Source organism: Aromatoleum evansii, from assembly GCF_012910805.1.
In the GTDB taxonomy this organism is placed as follows: Bacteria; Pseudomonadota; Gammaproteobacteria; order Burkholderiales; family Rhodocyclaceae; genus Aromatoleum; species Aromatoleum evansii.
In genome coordinates, this window is record NZ_WTVK01000076.1 from 1 (window position 1) to 19990 (window position 19990).

Sequence of the window (19990 nt, forward strand, 5' to 3'; positions counted from 1 at the left end):
CATGCCATCCCGGCCATCGCCGCCGCGCCGGGCCGTCTTCAGTCGCGCTACGCGCTCCTTACGACGGCCCGGCGCAACGACCGGAAATGCAACCGGTGCTGCACAACAACACAATACAAGGGCGGGAGGAGCGAAGCGCATCCCGCCATCGCCGCCGGGGGCGTGCTCCACGGGCGCGTGGCGGGATGCGCCTTCGGCTCCTCCCGCCCTACGGGAAGCTTGGTCACCGTCGAGCGGGAGGCGATCGGTGCCACGCTCACTCGCCAGCGACGCGCTCGATCACCAGCGCGATGCCGTGGCCGACGCCAATGCACAGGCTGACCACCGCATAGCGGCCCTTGCGCCGCTCCAGCTCGCGCGCAGCCGAGAGCGCAATGCGGGCACCCGACGCACCGAGCGGGTGGCCGATCGCGATCGCGCCGCCATTGGGATTCACGCGCGGATCGTCGAACGCGACACCCATCAGCTTCAAGCAGCTCAGCACCTGCGGCGCGAAGGCCTCGTTGATCTCGATGACGTCCATGTCGGCGAGCGTGAGCCCGGCGCGTGCGATCGCCTTCGGGATCGCGTAGGCGGGACCGACACCCATGATGCGCGGCTCGACGCCCGCAACCGCACCGGCGAGGATGCGCGCCATCGGCTTCGCACCGGCCTTCTCGCCCGCAGCCTTGCTGCCGATCAGCAGCGCCGCCGCACCGTCGTTGATGCCGGAGGCGTTGCCGGCCGTCACGACGCCGTTCGGGAACAGCGACTTCAGTTTCGCCAGCGATTCGTAGGTCGACTCGGGGCGCGGATGCTCGTCCTCGGCGACCACCAGCGGCGGAGTCTTGCGGCCAGTCGGCACCGAGATCGGCAGGATCTCGCCGGCGTAGAAACCGGCTTCCTTCGCGGCGGCGTACTTCGCCTGCGACGCGGCGGCGAAACGGTCGGAGTCCTCGCGCGAGATGCCAAACTCGGCGGCGACGTTGTCGCCCGTCTCCGGCATGCTGTCGTTGCCGAACTGCTCGACGATCTTCGGGTTGGGGAAGCGTGCGCCGATGGTCGTGTCGAACACCTTGAAGTCGCGGCTGTACGCCGATTCGGCCTTCGCTACGACGAAGGGCGCGCGGCTCATGCTCTCGACGCCACCGGCAACGTACAAGTCGCCCTCCCCGGCGGTGATCGCGCGCGCCGTGTCCAGCACCGCGGCGAGGCCGCTGCCGCACAGGCGGTTCACGGTCTGGCCGGCGATGTGGGTCGGCAGGCCCGCGAGCAGCGCTGCGTGGCGGGCGACGTTGCGCGAATCCTCGCCGGCCTGCGCGGCGCAGCCGAGGACCACGTCCTCGATATCCGCCGCCGCGAAGGGCGAACGTTCAACGACTTCGCGGATCACCGTCGCGACGAGGTCGTCCGGGCGGACCGGCGCGAGCGACCCGGCGTGGCGGCCGATCGGGGAACGCAGACCGGCGTAGAGGTAGGCGTCGAGCATGGAATCTCCTTTGGTGAAGGTTGTGCCTGTCAGTTGTCAGGCGTCGTCAGCGACACGCCGAGGCGCGCGCGGCGGGTGAGCCAGGGGCTGGGGCGATAGCGCGGGTCGCGGTAGAACTCGTGCATGCCGTCGAGAATCGCGAGGATGGCCGCAGCGCCGAGTGAATCGCCCAGCGCGAGCGGACCCTTCGGGTAGCCGAGGCCCAGACGCACGGCCGAGTCGATGTCCTCGGGCGATGCGACGCGCTGCTGCGCGATGTCGCAGCCGATATTGACGATGGTGGCAACGACACGCTGCGCGACGAGACCGGCGCTGTCGCGTACGACGGACACCGTCCTGCCCCCGGCGGCGAGCGCGGCCCACGCGGCATCGCGCGCTTCCGCTGCCGTCACCGGTGTTGTCATCAGCGTCAGATGCTTCTCGACGAACAGCGGGTCGAGCGCCAGCGTGCGCTTCGCGTCCAGCCCTTCGGCAAGCGCGCAGGTGGTCGCGTCGGTGCCGACCGGCAGCACGATGCACACCGAGCCATCGGCCGGACGATCGCCGCGGTCTAGCGCGACGCCCTGCGCTTCCAGCGCCGCCACGACGCGTGCGTGGAGTGCAGCATCACGCCGGCTCACCCACAGCGGCTGCGGTGCGACGGCCGGCACCGACGGCATCGCGACCGGCTCGGCGCTGCCATCCTTGTACACGTAGAAGCCCTGCCCGCTCTTGCGCCCCAGCAGTCCGCCCGCGAGTCGCTGCCGCGTGATCGGCGAAGGGCGGAAGCGCGGCTCCTGGTAGTACTGGTCGTAGATCGACTCCATCACCGGATGCGAGACATCAAGCCCGGTGAGGTCGAGCAGCTCGCACGGCCCCATGCGGAAGCCGACGGACTCCTTGAGGATGCGGTCCAGCGTCGCGAAGTCCGTGATGCCTTCGCCGAGCACGCGCAGCGACTCGGTGAGATAGCCGCGCCCGGCGTGATTGACGATGAAGCCCGGCGTGTCGGAGGCGCGCACCGGCGTATGGCCCATGCGGCGAGCGAGCGCGATCAGGGCGTCGCCGACGGCGCGGTCGCCGCGCACGCCGTCGATGATCTCGACGACCTTCATCAGCGGTACGGGGCTGAAGAAGTGCAGACCCGCGACCCGTTCCGGACGGCGGCAGGCTGCCGCAATCGAGGTCACCGACAGCGAGGAGGTGTTGGTCGCCAGCACACAGTCGTCCGACACGACCTCTTCCAGGTCGCGGAACAGGCCGCGCTTCGCGTCGAGGTTCTCGACGATCGCCTCGACCACGACATCGCAACCGGCGAGTTCAGCGAGGCTCGCGGCCACGGTCATGCGTTCGGTCGCGGCACGTGCGTCCGCCGCGTCGATCTTGCCCTTCTCGGCGAGCTTCGCAAGCATGCCGCCCACCGCGTCGCAGGCTTCGGCTGCCGCACCGGCGCGCGTGTCGAAAAGCCGCACCGCCACACCCGCCTGCACGGCAATCTGCGCGATCCCGCGCCCCATCAGGCCGGTGCCGACGACACCCAGCGTCAGGTCATTCCGCATTGCATCGAACATCGCTCAAACCCCCTCGAAACCAGCCGGACGCTTGTCGAAGAAGGCCTGCATGCCTTCCTTCTGGTCACGGCTTGCGAACAGCAACTGGAAGGCCTTGCGCTCGAGCATCAGCGCAGCATCGAGCGAGGCATCCTGCCCCGCGAGCAGCACTTCCTTGATCTGAGTGATCGCAAGCGGCGGGAGCGCGGCGATCTGCGTTGCGAGCTCCATCGCGCGCGACTGCACGTCGGCATCCGGCACGACCTCGCTGGCGAGGCCCATCTCGCCCGCCTCGCGCCCGCTCACCGGTTGCCCGCTCAGCACCATCTTCATCGCCTTGAATTTGCCTACCGCGCGCGCCAGGCGCTGGGTGCCGCCGGCGCCGGGCATGATCCCGACCTTGACCTCGGGCTGGCAGAAGGACGCGCCCTCGCCCGCAACGACGATGTCGGCGTGCATCGCGAGCTCGCAGCCGCCGCCCCACGCGAAACCATTCACCGCGGCGATCACCGGCTTCGGGCAGCTCGCGATCGCGCCCCACAGGAGATGGGTGTTGCGCAGCATGATCTCGATCGCACCGGCCTCGACCATTTCGCGCAGGTCGGCGCCGGCGGCAAAGTACTTGTCACCGCCGGTCAGCACGATGGCGCGCACCTCGGGGTCGCGCCCGAGCGCGGTGAAGTGTTCGGCCAGTTCCTTGCGCACCTGCTGGTTCAAGGCGTTGCGCGCCTCCGGCCGGTTCATGCGCACGACCGCAACCTGGGGACTCGGTCGTTCGACCACTACTGCTTCCATCTCGCTCTCTCCTTGGGTCCGCACTGCGAACCGTTCTTCTGAATGTGTTGGGAAATGCACGATACTGCTTTTCCGCGAAGGGATAAACCCCTAGAATCGAACTTGCCGGGCAATATAATGCCTTCAAGGCGTGATGCAACGCATGACGCCGAAACAAGAACACCGGATCCACCCCACCCCACGAGCCCACGCCGGGCGAACAAGGAGCTTCGATGAACACTCCCCGCGTATTTGCAATCGACGGCGTCGTGCCGGTGGTCGACCCGACGGCCTACGTGCATCCGACCGCCGTGCTGATCGGCGACGTGATCGTCGGCCCCGGTTGCTATGTCGGCCCCTGTGCGAGCCTGCGCGGCGACTTCGGGCGCCTGATCCTGCAGGCGGGCGTCAACGTGCAGGACACCTGCGTGATCCACAGCTTTCCCGAGCACGACACGGTGGTCGAAGAGAACGGGCACATCGGCCACGGCGCCGTGCTGCACTGCTGCACGATCAAGCGCAATGCGTTGGTCGGCATGAACGCCGTGGTGATGGACAACGCGGTGATCGGCGAGAACAGCTTCGTCGCCGCGTGCAGCTTCGTGAAGGCGGGCATGGAAGTGCCGGCCAATTCGCTGGTAGCCGGCGTGCCGGCCAAGGTCGTGCGCGCGCTGAGCGAACAGGAGATGGCGTGGAAGGTGCGCGGGACGGGGATCTACCAGAACCTCACGGTGCGCTGCCTCGCGACGATGGAGGAGACCGACGCGCTGACGGCGGTGGAACCGGGACGCAAGCGCATCGTGATGCCCGAGATCGTGCCGCTCAGCGAGCAGAAGCAAAGAGGGTGAGGAAAAAATCCGGCTCGACGCGATGACGTCGAGCCGGCCTGAACTCCGGCGAGTTTGGGAGAAGGGAGCAGGACGAACTGCACCGGAGGCGGGACGCTCAGCAAAGGCGGCCCGCTGAAAAACCTTAAAGTTCGGCAACGGCGGCCTCGCCGTGCAAGACCACGAATTCCGACAGCGGCGCGCGCTCGGTCACGAGCGCGTTCTCGGGCGCATCGAGGTCGGCATAGCCGAGCGCCATGCCGCATAGAAGTTGCTCGTGTTCGCCGAAGCCAAGCACCTCGGCGATGATCTTGTGATACGGGATCCACGCGGCCTGTGCGCAGGTCGAAAGCCCGCGCGCCTCGGCTGCCAGCATCACGTTCTGCAGGAACATGCCGTAGTCGATCCAGCTCCCTTGCCCGAGGCGACGGTCGATCGTGAAGACGAGTCCGACCGGGGCGTCGAAGAAGCGGAAGTTGCGCCGCGTCTGAACCTGCATCCGTTCCCGGTCGCCCTTCTCGATGCCGAGGCGGGCGTACAGGCCCCAGCCGCTGCGGCGGCGCCGCCCGAGATAAGGTTCGAAGAACTCGGCGGGGTAATACCCGTACTCGGCGACGTGACCGGCCTCGCCCTGGTCGAAGGCCGCGCACACACCGTCAACGAGCCTCTCGAGGTTCTCGCCGGTCACGACGTGCACGCGCCAGGGCTGGATGTTGTTGCCCGAAGGCGCGCGCGCGGCGACCCGCAGCAGGTCCTCGATCGTGCCCGTATCGACGGACACGGGCAGGAAGGCGCGGACCGAGCGGCGGCGCGAGATCAGCCAGTCCAGCGCCGCCTCGTCGCCCCCGAAGGACACCACCGGATCTTCCCGCACGCGCGCGTTCATTCGCCTGCTGCCTTGATCATGTTGCGGGCGATCACGAGCTGCTGGATCTGGCTCGTGCCCTCGAAGATGCGGAACAGGCGCACGTCGCGGTAGAAGCGCTCGATGCCGTATTCCGACAGATACCCGGCGCCGCCGAAGATCTGCACCGCGCGGTCCGCGACGCGGCAGCACATTTCAGAAGCGAAGAGCTTGGCGCATGCGGCTTCGGTGCCGACATCCAGCCCCTGGTCGCGCTTGCGGGCGGCGTCGATGACCATGCTGCGCGCGGCATAGACCTCGGCCTTGCTGTCAGCCAGCATCGCCTGGATCAGCTGGAACTCGGCAATCGGCTTGCCGAACTGCTTGCGCTCCATTGCGTAGCGCAGTGCATCGGCCAACATGCGCTCGGAGACGCCGACGCAGATCGCGGCGATGTTGATGCGCCCCTTGTCGAGCACCTTCATCGCGGTCTTGAAGCCGACCTCTTCCTTGCCGCCGATCAGGTTGGCGGCGGGGATGCGGCAGTCCTCGAAGATCACATCGCAGGTGTGTGCTCCCTTCTGACCCATCTTCTTGTCGATCGGTCCGAGCGACAGGCCCGGCGTACCCTTCTCGACGATGAACGCGGAAATTCCATGCGGCCCCTTCTTCTCGGGGTTGGTGCGCGCCATCACCGTGAAAATGCCTGCCTCGGGGGCGTTCGTGATGTAGCGCTTGGTGCCGTTCAGCACGTAGAAGTCCCCGTCGCGCCTGGCCGTCGTGCGCAGGCTGCCGGCATCCGAACCTGCATCCGGCTCGGTGAGTGCAAAAGAGCCGATGAGTTCGCCGGACGCGATGCGCGGCAGGTAATCGCGCTTCTGCTCCGGCGTGCCGTCGATGACGATGCCCTGGGCGCCGATGCCGTTGTTGGTAGCGAACAGCGAACGGAAGCACGGCGAGGTCTGGCCGATCTCGAAGGTCGCGAGGACCTCCTCCTCCATCGTCAGCCCCATGCCCCCGAATTCCTCGGGAATCGACAGGCCGAAGAGTCCCAGCTCCTTCATTTCGGCGACGAGCTCCGCCGGGATCTGGTCGGTCTCGGCGACGTGCGCCTCCTGCGGCACGAGGCACTCGCGCACGAAGCGCGAGATCGTGTCGAGAAGAATGTTGAGTGTCTCCTGGTCGCGGATCATGTCGTTTCCCTCTCCGGTGTTGCGTTGTGCTTGTTGGCCAATTCGGCGATTGGTCGGACGTAGGGCGGGAGTAGCGCAGCGCATTCCGCCAGACAACAGTCGGGATGCCGCCCTGCGCGCCCATGGCGGGATCCGCCTTCGGCTCCTCCCGCCCTACGCATCCGCTGGCTGCTTACTTCTGGTGCTTGCGGAATTCGGGCTTGCGCTTCTCGCGGAAGGCATTGCCGCCTTCGGCCGACTCGGCCGTCTCGTAGTAGAGCTTGAGCGCGTGCATCGCCAGGCCGCCCATGCCGCGGATCATCTCGGTATCGACGTTGAACGACTTCTTCGCCAGCGCGATCGCGGTCGGGCTCTTCTCGACGATCTCGTCGCACCACTTCTTCACTTCGGCGTCGAGCTGGTCGTGCGGCACGACGGCGTTGAGGAGGCCCATCGCCAGGGCTTCCTGTGCGGTGTAGCGGCGGCACAGGTACCAGATCTCGCGCGCCTTCTTCTCGCCGACGACGCGTGCCAGCAGCGCAGTGCCGAAACCGGGGTCGACCGAGCCGACACGCGGGCCCGCCTGACCGAGCTGGGCCTTGTCGGAGGCGATCGCGAGGTCGCAAATGGTGACGAGCACGTTGCCGCCGCCGATCGCGTAGCCATTTACGCGGGCGATCACGGGCTTGGCGATGTCGCGGATCGCGCTCTGCACTTCCTCGATCGGCAGGCCGATCGTGCCGCGGCCGCCGTAGCCGCCGTCCTGCGTGCCCTGGTCGCCGCCGGTGCAGAAGGCCTTGTCGCCGGCGCCGGTCAGCACGACCACGCCGATGCTGCGGTCGAAGTCGGCGTCCTTCAGCGCGTGGATCATTTCCTCGCAGGTCTGGGCGCGGAACGCGTTGTACTGCGCGGGGCGGTTGATCATGATCGTAGCGATGCCGTCCTGCTTGGTGTAGAGAATGTCCTGGTATTCCATGGTGTGCTCCTTGAGATGTGGGGGCGCTGGCAAGGCACTGTGGCTCCCTCCCCTTCAAGGGGAGGGCTGGGGTGGGGATGGGTTAAGCGCACGTCGCCGAAACCCATCCCCCTCCTAACCTCCCCCTTGAAGGGGGAGGAATTCCGTGCCGCGCTCAGCCTGATTTCACGTAATTGACCGCAGTGTGTTCTTCGGGGCTTAACCCGCCATCGTCAGACCACCCGACACACTCATCACCTGACCAGTGATGAACGCGGCGTCATCACTCGCGAGGAAGGCCACCGCGCCCGGCAGGTCGCCCGGCTGGCCGAGGCGGCCGAAGGGCACCGCGCGGGTGAAGGCGGTGCGCAGCTTCTCGCCGCGCTCGCCTTCACCGCAGATGTCGTCGAGCAGCGGGGTATCGGTCGGGCCGGGGCACACGACGTTGATGTTGATCTGCTGGCGGGCGAGTTCGCGGGCCATCGTCTTCGAGAACGAGATCAGGCCGCCCTTGCAGAAGGAGTACACCGCCTCGCCGGACGACCCGACGCGGCCGGCGTCGGACGCGACGTTGATCACCCGGCCGCGGCCACGATCGCGCATGCCCTTGACGACAGCATGGTGCATGTACAGCGCGCCGTAGAGGTTGATCGCGACGATCTTGTCCCACAGCGGCTTTTCGGTATCGAGGAAGTTGCCGGCCTTGTCCCAGCCGGCGTTGTTCACCAGCACGTCGATCGGGCCGAGCTCGCTTTCCGCGGCGGTCACCGCAGTGATCACGGAATCCTGGCTCGTCAGTTCGACCGGATAGGCGCGTGCCTTGCCACCGGCAGACCGGATTTCCGCCGCGATGGCTTCGGCCGCTTCACGGTTGATGTCGAATACCGCGACGCTGGCGCGCTCCTCGCCGAAGCGGCGGCAGATTGCGGAACCGATGCCACCGGCACCACCCGTCACGATCACGACCTTGCCTTCCAGACCTCTCATTTTGCTTCCTCCTGTTGGGTAACCATCAATTCGGCCCGTTGCGTCCGGGCCCTGCTTTGCGCTTCAATGGGCGCCGTTCGCAAACGACATGACGCCCCGATGAAAGACCTTTCCGCAGCCAAGGACCTCGCCACGATGGAGATCAGCAACCGGCTGTTCTTCCGTTTCTTCCAGGCCGCGAACACGCTGCACACCAAGGGCACCCAAGCCCTCGACGAGTTCGGCGTGACGACCCAGCAGTGGTCCGTCCTCGGCGCCCTCTCCCGCCCGAAGGCCAAGGAAGGCATGGGCGTCGGCGAGCTGTCGCGCTTCCTGCTCGTCAGCCGGCAGAACCTGTCGGGTATCCTCACCCGCCTCGAACGCGACGGCCTGATCGAACGCGCCACCAGCGAGGAAGACCGCCGTTCCGTAAAGGTCAGGCTCAGTCCCAAGGGCGAGGAGCTGTGGGTCAAGCTCGCCGATCCCATCCACGACTTCTACGACCAGGCACTGAAAGGCTTCTCGTTCGACGACCGCCTGCAGTTCATCCATTACGTGAGCCTCCTGCAGCGGAACATGGCGAAGCTTTAAACCTGGTGGGCCGCGATCTTCTCGCGGCCGATGATCATCTTCATGATGTTCGCGGTGCCGTCGCCGATCTGCAGGCCCATGACGTCGCGATAGCGCTGACCGAAGTCGTAGTCGCTCGCGTAGCCGCCGTGGCCGTGCGTGAGCAGGCACTGGTGGATGATTTCGCACGCCACCTTGGGCGCCCACCACTTGCACATCGCCGCCTCGGCCGTGTGTTCCAGCCCCTGGTCCTTCAGCCACAACGTCTTCAGGCATAGCGCGCGGCAGGCTTCGTACATCGTCTCGGCCTCCGCGAGCGGGAAGGTCACGCCCTGGAAGTCGCCGATCTTCTTGCCGAAGGCTTCGCGTTCCTGAACGTAGCGCCAGGTCTCGTCGAGCGAGGCGCGCACCACGCCCATGCACTGGATGCCGATCAGCGCGCGGCTGTAGTCGAAGCCCTGCATCACCTGCACGAAGCCCTTGCCCTCGTCGCCGAGCATCATTTCGGCGGGCACGCGCACGTCGTCGAAAAAGATCGAGCCGCGGCCCACTGGGCGCGTGCCGATGTCGTCGAAGGCCGTGCGGGTGATGCCCGGCAGATCCATCGGCACGAGGAAGGCGCTGATGCCGCGGGCGCGGTCGGCCTCGGTTCCGGTGCGGGCGAAGACCACCGCCACGTCCGCCTGCGTCGCCATCGAGATCGAGGTCTTCTCGCCGTTGAGCACCCACACATCGCCGTCGCGCGTCGCCTTCAGTTTGAGGCGCGCCGCGTCCGAGCCCGCGCTCGGTTCGGTCAGCGCGATGGCGATCGCCCTCTTGCCGGCGATGACCTGGCCCAGCCATTCCTTCGCGATGTCCGGCCGTGCGTAGCTGGCGACGATCTGGCCGCACAGCGAGGTGAGGAGGTTCACGTACGAGACATTGAAGTCGCCGTACGAGATTTGCTCCAGCAGCAGGCCGCTGGTCACGCAATCGACGCCCAGTCCGCCGTGCGCCTCCGACAGCTCAGGCCCGAGAAAACCGAGTTCGCCCATCTCGCGGATCACCTCGCGCTCGATGCGCTCGGCCTTTTCACGCGCCTTGTAGCCAGGAGCGAGACGCTCGCGGGCATAACGGCTTGCTGTATCGACGAGCGCCTGCTGCTCGGGGCTGAGACTGAAATCCATCGCTGCTCCTCCTTGGTAGGTTTTGCGCATTCTAGGGATCCGGAAACTTTTGTGTCAATATCTTTACGTATCTAATCATTTGCACGGCTAGCCATAAAGATCGCAAAGAAGTCGTGTCAAGCCTCTTGTACAGCCAGTAATAGGTTTTTGTCCGATTGCCGCAATCTGCAGCTGCAGATCTCTCGTCGCAACGTTTTAGCAATCTATTGACTTATCGACCTCGAGAGAATAGCTTTGCGTCGCCGCCGGTAAACGCCGGGGCCGAGATCAAGGAGAGAGACGCGTCCCTGGATCAGGGACCGCGGGGAGATGCAGGCGCTGTTCAGCGCCACATCCACTTCCCCGCGGGAAATGGTCCGATCAATGGGGCCCGGGTCTCGCACTACATGACGTAAGCTTGCGCGGGGATCCCGCAGTGTGAGGAGAGAAGACATGAATTTCGACCCGGTCCTGCTGGCCGACCGTATGGCCTCGATGAAGGCTGCCGGCCTTTGGCGCGACGAGACGATCGACGTGCATTTCCGGCGTGCGCTCGAAAACTGCCCCGAGAAGCTGGCCGTCGTCGGCTATCGCGACGGCCAGCCGGAGCCCGTCCGCCTGAGCTATCGCGAGCTGGACCGCCGCGTCGACCTCATCGCCCGCGGTCTCGTCGCGCTCGGCGTCGGTCGCAGTGACGTCGTCACCTTCCAGCTGCCCAACCGCTGGGAGTTCGTCGCGCTGGCGCTCGCCTGCGCGCGCATCGGCGCGGCGGCGAACCCGGTGATGCCGATCTTCCGGCAGCACGAGCTCAGCTACATGCTGAACTTCGCCGAATCGAAGGTCTTCGTGGTCCCCACCGTGTTCCGCAAGTTCGACCACGCCGCGATGGCGCGCGAGCTGCAGCCGAGCCTGCCGCATCTGAAGCAGGTCGTGGTCGTCGATGGCGACGGCGATGACAGCTTCGACCGCCTGCTTCTGCGTGAGGACACGCCACCGCTTCTGTCCGGCCCCGGCCTCGCACCCGACGACGTGTCGCTACTCATGTACACCTCCGGCACCACCGGCGAGCCGAAAGGCGTGATGCACACTTCGAACACGCTTTTCTCGAACCTGCACGCCTACATCTCGACGATGGAGCTGAGCCCGGCGGACATCATCCTCGGGGCCTCGCCAATGGCGCACCTCACCGGCTATGGCTATCTCGCAATGTTGCCGGTGCTGCTTAACGCCACGACGGTCCTGCAGGAAATCTGGGACGCGCCGCGCGCGCTGCAGATCGTCCGCGACGAAGGCGTGACCTTCAGCATGGCCTCCGCTGCCTTCGTATCCGACCTGTGCGCGGCGGTCGAGGCGGGTTCGCCGGTTTCGCCGCAATTCGCGAAGTTCAACTGCGCTGGCGCGCCGATTCCCCCGGTCGTGATCCAGCGGGCGTGGGACATCATGGGTCTGACCGTCTGCTCCGCCTGGGGCATGACCGAGTGCGGCGCCGTGACGGTGACAGAACCGGCGCGCGCGCTCGAAAAATCGGGGGTCTCCGACGGGCGCTCGCTCCCCGGCATCGAGGTCCGCATCGTGGGTCCGGACGGCGCCGAACTGTCGGCGGGCGAGACGGGCGAGCTGCTGATCCGCGGCTCGTCGCTCTTCGCCGGCTATCTCAAGCGTCCACGGCTCAATGGCGTCACCACCGACGGCTGGTTCGACACGGGTGACATGGCCTATCAGGACGACGAGGGCTACATCCGCATCAACGGCCGCAGCAAGGACATCGTGATCCGCGGCGGCGAGAACATCCCCGTCGTCGAGATCGAGAACCTGCTCTACCGGCATCCGTCGATCACCACCGTCGCGGTCGTCGGCTACCCGGACCGGCGCCTGGGCGAGCGCGTCTGCGCCTTCGTATCACTGAAGCCCGGCTGCACGTTCAGCTTCGAGGACATGACCGCGTATCTCGACAGGCAGCAGGTCGCGAAGCAGTACTACCCCGAGCGCCTCGAGATCGTCGAGGACCTGCCGCGCACGCCGGCCGGCAAGCTGCAAAAGTTCAAGCTGCGCGAAGCCGCCAGATCCTTCACCGTGGAGCAGTGATGGCGACGGCAGACGACAAGATGGACTCGGTGGTCGTCACCGAAACGCGCGGCAAGGTCGGCCTCATCCGCATCAATCGGCCGGAAGTCTTCAACGCGCTCAACGACGACGTGATGAGCGGAATCGGCGCGGCGCTCGACCGCTTCGAGGCCGACCCAGGTATCGCGTGCGTCGTACTGACGGGTTCCGAGAAGGCCTTCGCAGCGGGGGCGGACATCGCCGCGATGCGCGCGATGGACTACATGGACGCGTACAAGGGCGACTTCATCACGCGCAACTGGGAACGCCTCAAGACCTTCCGCAAGCCCACGATCGCCGCCGTGTCGGGCGTCGCCCTGGGCGGCGGATGCGAACTGGCGATGATGTGCGACATCGTCTTCGCGGCGGATAATGCGCGCTTCGGCCAGCCGGAAATCCGGATCGGCACCATCCCCGGCGCCGGCGGCACGCAGCGTCTGCCACGCGCGGTGGGCAAGACCAAGGCGATGGACCTGTGCCTGACCGGTCGCCTGATGGACGCGCAGGAAGCCGAGCGCAGCGGGCTCGTTGCGCGCCTCTTCCCGCCCGAGAGCGTGCTCGACGAAGCGCTCGCGGCCGCCGCGAAGATCGCGGAGTTCTCGCTCCCGGTGCTCATGATGATGAAGGAAACGGTCAACCGTGCCTTCGAAGGGCCGCTCAACGAAGGCCTGCTGTTCGAGCGACGCACGCTGCACGCGACCTTCGGGCTCGCGGATCAGAAGGAAGGCATGGCGGCCTTCGTCGAGAAGCGCGCCCCGCGTTTCGCGGACCGCTAGGCACCAGCGCCGGCCCCGCGCCCGACCGGCGCGGGCCAGCCGCCTACAGCCTGGTGCCGTTCGACCACGCCGGCTGCAGATCGGGCACCGCGGCAGCGCGGTTCATGCACGAGCGATAGCGCGTATTCACCCGGTCGGCAAACCAGCCCGTCGTGATCTTGCTGGTGATCTTCGGGCTCTTCAGGCGGATCTGCGGCAAGGCCTCGCGCGGCACCGCCCTCCCCGCCATTTCGTCCGCGAGCGCATAGACCCGCTGATAGAGCTTCGTCCGGCCGAAGGACTCCTCCTTCTCCTGACGCAGCGCAGCCTCGATCTCCACCTCGTTCAGGCGCAAGCGCCGCGAAATCCTCGATGCGGCCTTCTGCGTCGCGCTCGCCACGGCGCTCGGGCGGCCGTCCTCGTAGCGCAGCAGATCGCCGTCCGGCACCAGCTTCTGACCGGCGAGTTTGCCCAGGGCGAGCTGGAAGGCCGCGTTGCGGCTCGCGTAATGGCCGGCATTGAAGTCGGCGAAACGGTAAAGGCGGCTGCTGTACGAAACCGGGTAATCTAGGAGGTGCGCGATACCGAAGTACACGCCGCCGCGGCGCGTGAACACCGCCCCCCGCACCTTGCCGTTTGTCGCCCCGGCGTAGGGTTTCTCCCGTGCATGCGCCTCCGCGAAGGCGACGCTGACCTGCATCGGTCCGCCGGTGCGCACCGGGTTGTATCCACTCAGCAACAGCTTGCCGCCGGGCAGCTCGTCGATGATGTCACCGTAGAGGATGCTCATCTGGCGCTCGGTCTTCAGCGCATTGATGCGCTGGCGATAGGTCTTGCCATTACGGGACGGCTGGGACAGCGCGGCGTCCAGCGCCATCTTCGGGATCAGGTAGCGTTTGCGGCGAGTTTCGATCTCGCGCCATACGATCTTCGACAAGCCGGGGACCACCGGATCCGCCTGGAAGCTCGACTCCTGCTCGATGACCGCGATCGACGCGCAGAAGTTTTCCGCGCTCGGAACCAGACGCAAACCCATGAACGCCGAGACGATGTCCGCGGCCCATTCCTCCCGCTCACGCGTGACACCGGGCGGAAGCAAGGCATAGACGAACCTGCGTGCGTCCTGCTCCTGCACGCGCGGCGGGAAGCCCGGCACGAATCTACCCTCCCCCGGGACTGCCGGCACCGGGCCCTGCGCCGGGGGCATGGGGGTCGATGGAAGAGTGTCGGGCAGTCGCATCTCGACCGGTGCAGGTGCCTGCACCGCCGGCGGCTCGGAGAGGGCGGCGCATCCGCCGAGAACGGCGGCAAGGACGGAAACGACGGGGATGACTCGGGAGATGCGCTGCGTATTCATCGATGAGTGCGAATGGGAATCGGGCCGCGTCATCCGATGCGTTGCGGACGCGGCAGCATGCACGGAACGCGGACTCCTGCCGGGGCTCGCAGTGCGGAACGGAACACTATCAGATTGCGCCGCGCGCTTCCCCGCTTTTTCGCGACCGCCCTTCCGGCCAGCGGCAAGCGGCGCCTTAACCGCACCGGAGCGAGGCGGCGCACTCCGAAAACGCTCTGCACATCGATACATCCGCACATCGCGCCCCCTCGCAAGCATCCCTGGCGAACAGCCGATTCGTGCCCACCGCGCAGCATGGGGCTAACATGTCCATCTTGCCGCGGACGCCGTTTCACCGGTTCACGTTCCGCGAGCGCCACCGACACAACGGAGGGAGGCTCATGAGAATTGCAGTGATGGGTGCCGGCGCGGTCGGCTGCTACTACGGCGGAATGCTGGCGCGCGCGGGTCACGAGGTCATACTGGTCGGCCGGCCGGCGCACGTGGAAGCCGTGACGCGCGACGGCCTCCTGCTCGACACGCGCGACTTCCAGGTACGCGTGCCGGTCAAGGCAAGCACTGGTGCGGAGGGCGTGCGCGGCACACAGCTCGTTCTGTGCTGCGTGAAATCCACCGACACCGCGACCGCAGCAGCCGAGATGGCGCCGCACCTCGCCCCCGAGGCGATCGTTCTCAGCCTGCAAAACGGTGTGGACAACGCCGAGCGGCTGCAGGCCCTGCTCGGACGCGAGGTCGGCGCCGCGGTCGTCTATGTTGCGACCGAGATGGCGGGTCCCGGCCATGTGAAACATCACGGCCGTGGCGAGCTCGTGATCGGCCCGTCCGACGCATCCGGCCGCCTGGTGGAACTCTTCGGTGCTGCAGGCGTGCCCGTCGAAGTCTCGGAAAACGTCGTCGGCGCGCTGTGGGCCAAGTTGATCCTCAACTGCGCCTACAACGCACTGTCGGCGATCACGCAGTTGCCCTACGGCCGCCTGGTCGCCGGGGATGCCGTCGAGGACGTCATGCGCGACGCGGTGCAGGAATGCCTGGACCTGGCGTGGGCGGAAGGCATCACCGTGCCAGGCGACTGCTGGGCAGCAGTGCAGCGGATTGCGCAGACGATGCCGATGCAGTTCTCCTCGACAGCCCAGGATCTCGCGCGCGGCAAGCGCAGCGAGATCGACCACCTGAACGGCTTCGTGCTGCGCCGCGGCAAGGAATTGGGCGTCGCGACACCGGTCAATCGCGTGCTCTACAGCCTGGTGAAGCTGCTCGAGGAACGTGCCGCCGACGCAAGAGTGGCCTGACGTCACAGCCAGCCCCGTACGCCCTGCCCGGCCGGATCAGCGTCGCGGCGGACGGCCGCCCGATTTGCGCTGCGCAGTGCCTTCCCTGTGAGGCTTGCCGCGGCCACCGCCCCGGCTTCGCGAAGCCCGCCGTCGTCCATGCTGGCGCGCAAGCATGTCGTCGACCGTCTCCGACATGCTGCGCGCCAGCGCGACAGCCACTTCCGCGTCGGGGTAATGATCGGGCAGGCGATAGCCGAGCCACGCGTAGGCGGAGTATTTCTTGCACGCATCCTCGGCTGCCTGCAGGGCGTAGCGCCCTGCCCCCACCGGCTCGATCGACAGGTGCGAGGTCCGCTCCTTCGAAAGCGCACGCGCCCATTCCTGCCACGCCTGGTTCAGCGATTCCACGCGGGTCGATATAGGCACCAGTGACAGCGTGAAGCGATGCTCCAGCGACAAGGGCAAGGAATCGAGCCAGCGCGCGCGCTCGATCTGCTCGGTCAGGTCCCCCGGCAGGAAGAAATCGTCGGTGAGGTCGATGTTGCGCGAGAAGAGCTCCAGCAGGCGCGCGAGCGCGCGCTCGCCGGTCGCCGCCGAGATGCTCTTGAGGTGGTGCAGCGAGGGCGTCACATAGAAGCCCCGGCTCGACAACGGATCGGCTCCCGTGTTCATCAGTCGCCCGACGATGCGGTGCGTGTGATCGTCGAAACCCGCGACGAGGCCCGCCTCGTGCAGGCCGAAGCGCCCTGCCCGTCCGGCGATCTGGTGCGTGAGCCAGGGCGGCAGGATGTCCTCCGAGATGCCGTCGAACTTCTTCGCGGTGGAGAACACGACCCGCGCCACGGGCAGGTTGAGTCCCATCCCGATCGCGTCAGTCGCGACGACGATGTCGGCCTCGCCGTCACGGAAGCGCTGCGCCTGCGCACGCCGCACCTCGGGCGAGAGGTTGCCGTAGATCGTCGCGACGCGGAACCCGGCCTCGGCAATGTTGGTCGCCCAGTTCAGCACGTCGCGGCGCGAGAACGCGATCACCGCGTCGCCGCGGCGCAACTGCCCGATGTTGCCGACCGCACGCGGCGCCATCTCCAGCGGCGACTTGCGTTCGAGCGTTCGCACCTCCAGCTCGCAGCCGAGGCGCTCGGCGAGCGCCTCCACCGCCGGACGCGCCGACAGCGCGCCGAGCAGGAATACCGTCTTCGCGGCGGCCCCGCACACCGCGGCGGTCCACGCCGAGCCGCGCTCGAGATCCTCCAGCATCTGGATCTCGTCGATCACTGCGACTTCCACCGGACGCGAGGTGTCGAGCATCTCGATGGTGCTCGCGACATGCGTCGCGCCGGGCGTGATGCGCCGCTCCTCGCCGGTGACAAGGCTCACCGCGACGCCACGATCGGCCAGGCGCTCGTAGTTTTCCAGCGCGAGCAGGCGCAGTGGCGCGAGATACACGCCGGTCGCGGCCTTCGCCAGCGCCTCCATCGCCTGGTGCGTCTTGCCCGAGTTGGTCGGCCCGAGAATCGCGACGAAACGGCGCCGCATCATGAACGCCGTCTCGAAGGACTCCGGATAGCGCGTCAGCTTGACCGTATCGCGCGCGGCCTCGGCCAGCGTCTCCGCGCGGCGGCGCACGGCCGCCTCCGCGAGCCGGTCCTCGACGATGCGAAAACGCCGGCTCGCCAGCTCCTTGCCGGTTTCCAGCGCACGCAGGAAACGCGAGGCATCCAGCCCTTCGGCCTGAGCCCGCTGCAGCACACCGGCAACGAAGGCACGCACATCGGCCTCGAACTCGGCCACCGACGACATGTGCAGCCGCTCGCGCACCAGTGCGAGGTGTTTCTCCTCGGGCAGCTTGCGCCACTTCTGCACCCGCGCCAGTACACAGCGCTCCGGCACCAGCCGGTAAGGGTAACGCCGCCCGCCGGCCTCGACCTCGCCGGAGACCTCGATCGCCACCGCACCCTCGTTGTGTACAAGGCGCGCGTTGAAGCTCTGTAGCCACTGATGGAGCTCGCGGGCAACGTCGAGCAGCGCGTCGTCGTTCTCGGCATCGTCCTCCGCTGGCACGACGGCTTCGGGGTCGATGAAGAAGTTCTCTTCCAATTGAGGGATTCCAGCCACTAAAGCGTGGAGGGTCTCATGCCTGAAGCCCTTTTCAAACCCCGCCCCTCGGCACAGCATACCCGGCGCTTCGCTCCGCGCCCGGTGGAGCGGCCAACGAGGCTTCTTTATCGGAAAAAAACAGGCGGCGGCAAGAGGCAAATTCGCACGCCCCGTTGCCGCCGCCCGACTCACTGCGTGGATTGGTACTCCACGCCCGCTTGCGGGGTTAAATCACGATATCCGACATCGTCAGCTCCGGCGCCCCGGACAGACCAATGGCGAACTCGGCCGCCGCATCGCCGTCCGTATTCCCGTACAAGACGCCGTTGGAATACATGAGCTGCCCAGCCTGGGTAAACGACGCACCGGCTGCCAGCATCTCGGAGAACCCGTCGTTGGCCGACGTGGCCTGGTTGGCATCCAGCGAGGACAGGTCCAGAAGGTCGAAACCGGCTTCGAAATCGGTGATCAGGTCCCAGGTCGTGCTGTTCGTCCCGGTCTCGGTCAGCGCGTTGAAGTCGAACACGTCGCGCCCCTCACCGCCGGTCAGCCGATCAGCCCCCAGGCCACCGACCAGCACGTCATCGCCCGCGCCGCCCGACAGGACGTCGATCCCCCCCAGGCCCGCCAGGTAATCATTACCCGCGCCCCCCTCGAGAAGGTTGGATGCGCCGTTGCCGGTCAGCTTGTCGCCGAATGCCGATCCTGCGAGATTCTCCACCCGCAGCAGCGTGTCGGAGCCGCTTCCGCCCGTAACCTGGGCACGGGTCGTGTTCAGGCTCACGCTCACTCCGGCATTGGCCTCTGCGTAGCTCACCGTGTCGACGCCCTTGCCCCCGTCGATCACGTTGTTGAAGGTGCCCGCTGCGATCACGTTGTTCAGTGCATTGCCGGTAAGGTTGGCGTTGCCCGACGCAAGTATCGCGCCGTTCTCGATGTTTGCGCCCAGGGTATAGGAGGACAGGTGGCTGCGGACGGTATCGACCCCGCCGGTCACCGTGTTCGCGTCGACCTCGACAACCTTGTCGCCGGCATTGTCCACATCGTAGATGTCGGAACCTTGCCCGCCCTGCAGAACGTCGGCACCGGCCCCGCCGATCAGCACGTCATCGCCCCAGTCACCAGCCAGCTGGTCGTCGCCCGCGCCGCCGTCGATCCAGTCGCCGTACTGCGTGCCCGTCAGCACGTCGTTGCCCTCGGTGCCATGGAACTCGGCCGTCGCGTTGGCGATCTTCTGCGAGCCCCACGTCGTGCCGTCGGCGAACACGATCTGCTCGATGCCCATGCCGCCGCTGACCTGGCCGACGATGCGCATCTCCTCGCCGCTGGCCGCGCGGATCAGCAGGTCGCCCGTCGCCATGTCCGCCACCAGGCGCACCTGCGCAGCATCGATGCCCTGCACCGACACCGTGTCCACGTCCCACGGCGCACCGTAGTCGACCACCCGGTCGTGACCGCCGCCGCTCGACATCACGTAGGTGTCGCCACCGTCCATGCCGACCAGCTCGTCATCGCCCGCGCCGCCATCCATCCAGTCGCCGCGCTGCGTGCCCATCAGCACGTCGTTGCCCTCGGTGCCGCGGAACTCGGCCGTCGCGTTGGCGATCTCCTGCGAGCCCCACGTCGTGCCGTCGGCGAACACGATCTGCTCGATGCCCATGCCGCCGCTGAACTGACCGACGATGCGCATCTCCTCGCCGCTGGCCGCACGGATCAGCAGGTCGCCCGTCGCCATGTCCGCCACCAGGCGCACCTGCGCGGCATCGATGCCCTGCACCGACACGGTATCCGCGTCCCACGGCGCACCGTAGTCGACCACCCGGTCGTTGCCGCCGCCGCTCGACATCACGTAGGTGTCGCCACCGTCCATGCCGACCAGCTCGTCGTCACCGGCGCCGCCATCCATCCAGTCGCCGCGCTGCGTGCCCATCAGCACGTCGTTGCCCTCGGTGCCGCGGAACTCGGCGGTCGCGTTGGCGATCTCCTGCGAGCCCCACGTCGTGCCGTCGGCGAACACGATCTGCTCGATCCCCATGCCGCCGCTGACCTGGCCGACGATGCGCATCTCCTCGCCGCTGGCCGCGCGGATCAGCAGGTCGCCCGTCGCCATGTCCGCCACCAGGCGCACCTGCGCAGCATCGATGCCCTGCACCGACA

Annotated in this window: 16 protein-coding genes; 5 read left to right on the plus strand and 11 right to left on the minus strand. The window is 67.0% G+C overall.

Annotation, left to right across the window (positions count from 1 at the left end):
* Window positions 1-256: 256 nt before the first annotated feature.
* Genes GO615_RS24605 through GO615_RS24615 form a run of 3 tightly spaced genes read right to left on the minus strand, consistent with a single transcriptional unit; the run spans window position 257 to window position 3792 of the window.
* Window positions 257-1468: a 3-oxoadipyl-CoA thiolase gene (locus GO615_RS24605; RefSeq protein WP_169132505.1), complete on the minus strand. Its 1212-nt coding sequence runs from the start codon at window positions 1466-1468 to the stop codon at window positions 257-259.
* Window positions 1469-1497: 29 nt separating this feature from the next.
* Entirely contained in the window at window positions 1498-3018 is a 1521-nt protein-coding gene (locus tag GO615_RS24610; protein ID WP_169132506.1) for a 3-hydroxyacyl-CoA dehydrogenase, read from the minus strand.
* Between the two features lie 3 nt (window positions 3019-3021).
* Entirely contained in the window at window positions 3022-3792 is a 771-nt protein-coding gene (locus GO615_RS24615; RefSeq protein ID WP_169132507.1) for an enoyl-CoA hydratase, read from the minus strand.
* A gap of 212 nt (window positions 3793-4004) precedes the next feature.
* Here GO615_RS24615 and paaY point away from each other — a divergent pair, with 212 nt between their 5' ends.
* On the plus strand, window positions 4005-4619 hold the full coding sequence (gene paaY, locus GO615_RS24620) for a phenylacetic acid degradation protein PaaY (protein ID WP_169132508.1): 615 nt from the start codon (window positions 4005-4007) through the stop codon (window positions 4617-4619).
* 124 nt (window positions 4620-4743) lie between these two features.
* Here the strand turns inward: paaY and GO615_RS24625 are convergent, their stop codons facing one another.
* From GO615_RS24625 to badH, 4 genes are all read right to left on the minus strand, one after another.
* Complete coding sequence (locus GO615_RS24625) at window positions 4744-5484, minus strand: nitroreductase (protein WP_169132509.1); 741 nt, start codon at window positions 5482-5484, stop codon at window positions 4744-4746.
* Window positions 5481-6635 carry an acyl-CoA dehydrogenase family protein gene (locus tag GO615_RS24630; RefSeq protein WP_169132510.1) on the minus strand — a complete coding sequence of 385 codons (1155 nt, stop codon included), beginning with the start codon at window positions 6633-6635 and terminating at the stop codon, window positions 5481-5483. Before GO615_RS24630 ends, GO615_RS24625 begins: the two co-directional genes overlap by 4 nt.
* A 172-nt stretch (window positions 6636-6807) precedes the next feature.
* Complete coding sequence (gene badI, locus GO615_RS24635; RefSeq protein ID WP_169132511.1) at window positions 6808-7590, minus strand: 2-ketocyclohexanecarboxyl-CoA hydrolase; 783 nt, start codon at window positions 7588-7590, stop codon at window positions 6808-6810.
* Window positions 7591-7788: 198 nt separating this feature from the next.
* Window positions 7789-8556, minus strand: coding sequence for a 2-hydroxycyclohexanecarboxyl-CoA dehydrogenase (gene badH / locus GO615_RS24640; RefSeq protein WP_169132512.1), 768 nt, complete (start codon window positions 8554-8556; stop codon window positions 7789-7791).
* Between the two features lie 99 nt (window positions 8557-8655).
* Between badH and GO615_RS24645 the strand changes: the two genes are divergently transcribed.
* Window positions 8656-9126, plus strand: a complete 471-nt coding sequence (locus GO615_RS24645) for a MarR family winged helix-turn-helix transcriptional regulator (RefSeq protein WP_169132513.1) — start codon at window positions 8656-8658, stop codon at window positions 9124-9126.
* Here GO615_RS24645 and aliB read toward each other — a convergent pair.
* A complete protein-coding gene (aliB, locus tag GO615_RS24650) occupies window positions 9123-10271 on the minus strand; it encodes a cyclohexanecarboxyl-CoA dehydrogenase (RefSeq protein ID WP_169132514.1) in 1149 nt (382 codons plus the stop codon). The genes GO615_RS24645 and aliB overlap by 4 nt on opposite strands.
* A gap of 432 nt (window positions 10272-10703) precedes the next feature.
* Between aliB and aliA the strand changes: the two genes are divergently transcribed.
* Window positions 10704-12335: a cyclohexanecarboxylate-CoA ligase gene (gene aliA / locus GO615_RS24655; RefSeq protein ID WP_169132515.1), complete on the plus strand. Its 1632-nt coding sequence runs from the start codon at window positions 10704-10706 to the stop codon at window positions 12333-12335.
* Window positions 12335-13129 carry an enoyl-CoA hydratase gene (locus GO615_RS24660; RefSeq protein WP_422614281.1) on the plus strand — a complete coding sequence of 265 codons (795 nt, stop codon included), beginning with the start codon at window positions 12335-12337 and terminating at the stop codon, window positions 13127-13129. Before aliA ends, GO615_RS24660 begins: the two co-directional genes overlap by 1 nt.
* Window positions 13130-13172: 43 nt before the next feature.
* On the opposite strand, the gene GO615_RS24665 is transcribed toward GO615_RS24660, so the two are convergent.
* Complete coding sequence (locus GO615_RS24665) at window positions 13173-14465, minus strand: DUF1615 domain-containing protein (RefSeq protein ID WP_246262446.1); 1293 nt, start codon at window positions 14463-14465, stop codon at window positions 13173-13175.
* Window positions 14466-14845: 380 nt separating this feature from the next.
* Between GO615_RS24665 and GO615_RS24670 the strand changes: the two genes are divergently transcribed.
* Window positions 14846-15754 carry a ketopantoate reductase family protein gene (locus GO615_RS24670; RefSeq protein WP_169132517.1) on the plus strand — a complete coding sequence of 303 codons (909 nt, stop codon included), beginning with the start codon at window positions 14846-14848 and terminating at the stop codon, window positions 15752-15754.
* Between the two features lie 36 nt (window positions 15755-15790).
* Here GO615_RS24670 and GO615_RS24675 read toward each other — a convergent pair whose 3' ends face one another.
* Together GO615_RS24675 and GO615_RS24680 are read right to left on the minus strand one after the other, a co-directional pair.
* Window positions 15791-17833, minus strand: a complete 2043-nt coding sequence (locus GO615_RS24675) for a helicase-related protein (RefSeq protein ID WP_169132518.1) — start codon at window positions 17831-17833, stop codon at window positions 15791-15793.
* A gap of 226 nt (window positions 17834-18059) precedes the next feature.
* On the minus strand, window positions 18060-19990 hold a 1931-nt coding region (locus GO615_RS24680; protein ID WP_281358752.1), incomplete at its 5' end, for a calcium-binding protein.

Coding starts and splice junctions, on each gene's coding strand:
- GO615_RS24605 (WP_169132505.1), bottom strand. CDS start 1,468: ATGCTCGACGCCTACCTCTACGCCGGTCTGCGTTCCCCGATCGGCCGC.
- GO615_RS24610 (WP_169132506.1), bottom strand. CDS start 3,018: ATGTTCGATGCAATGCGGAATGACCTGACGCTGGGTGTCGTCGGCACC.
- GO615_RS24615 (WP_169132507.1), bottom strand. CDS start 3,792: ATGGAAGCAGTAGTGGTCGAACGACCGAGTCCCCAGGTTGCGGTCGTG.
- paaY (WP_169132508.1), top strand. CDS start 4,005: ATGAACACTCCCCGCGTATTTGCAATCGACGGCGTCGTGCCGGTGGTC.
- GO615_RS24625 (WP_169132509.1), bottom strand. CDS start 5,484: ATGAACGCGCGCGTGCGGGAAGATCCGGTGGTGTCCTTCGGGGGCGAC.
- GO615_RS24630 (WP_169132510.1), bottom strand. CDS start 6,635: ATGATCCGCGACCAGGAGACACTCAACATTCTTCTCGACACGATCTCG.
- badI (WP_169132511.1), bottom strand. CDS start 7,590: ATGGAATACCAGGACATTCTCTACACCAAGCAGGACGGCATCGCTACG.
- badH (WP_169132512.1), bottom strand. CDS start 8,556: ATGAGAGGTCTGGAAGGCAAGGTCGTGATCGTGACGGGTGGTGCCGGT.
- GO615_RS24645 (WP_169132513.1), top strand. CDS start 8,656: ATGAAAGACCTTTCCGCAGCCAAGGACCTCGCCACGATGGAGATCAGC.
- aliB (WP_169132514.1), bottom strand. CDS start 10,271: ATGGATTTCAGTCTCAGCCCCGAGCAGCAGGCGCTCGTCGATACAGCA.
- aliA (WP_169132515.1), top strand. CDS start 10,704: ATGAATTTCGACCCGGTCCTGCTGGCCGACCGTATGGCCTCGATGAAG.
- GO615_RS24660 (WP_422614281.1), top strand. CDS start 12,335: ATGGCGACGGCAGACGACAAGATGGACTCGGTGGTCGTCACCGAAACG.
- GO615_RS24665 (WP_246262446.1), bottom strand. CDS start 14,465: ATGAATACGCAGCGCATCTCCCGAGTCATCCCCGTCGTTTCCGTCCTT.
- GO615_RS24670 (WP_169132517.1), top strand. CDS start 14,846: ATGAGAATTGCAGTGATGGGTGCCGGCGCGGTCGGCTGCTACTACGGC.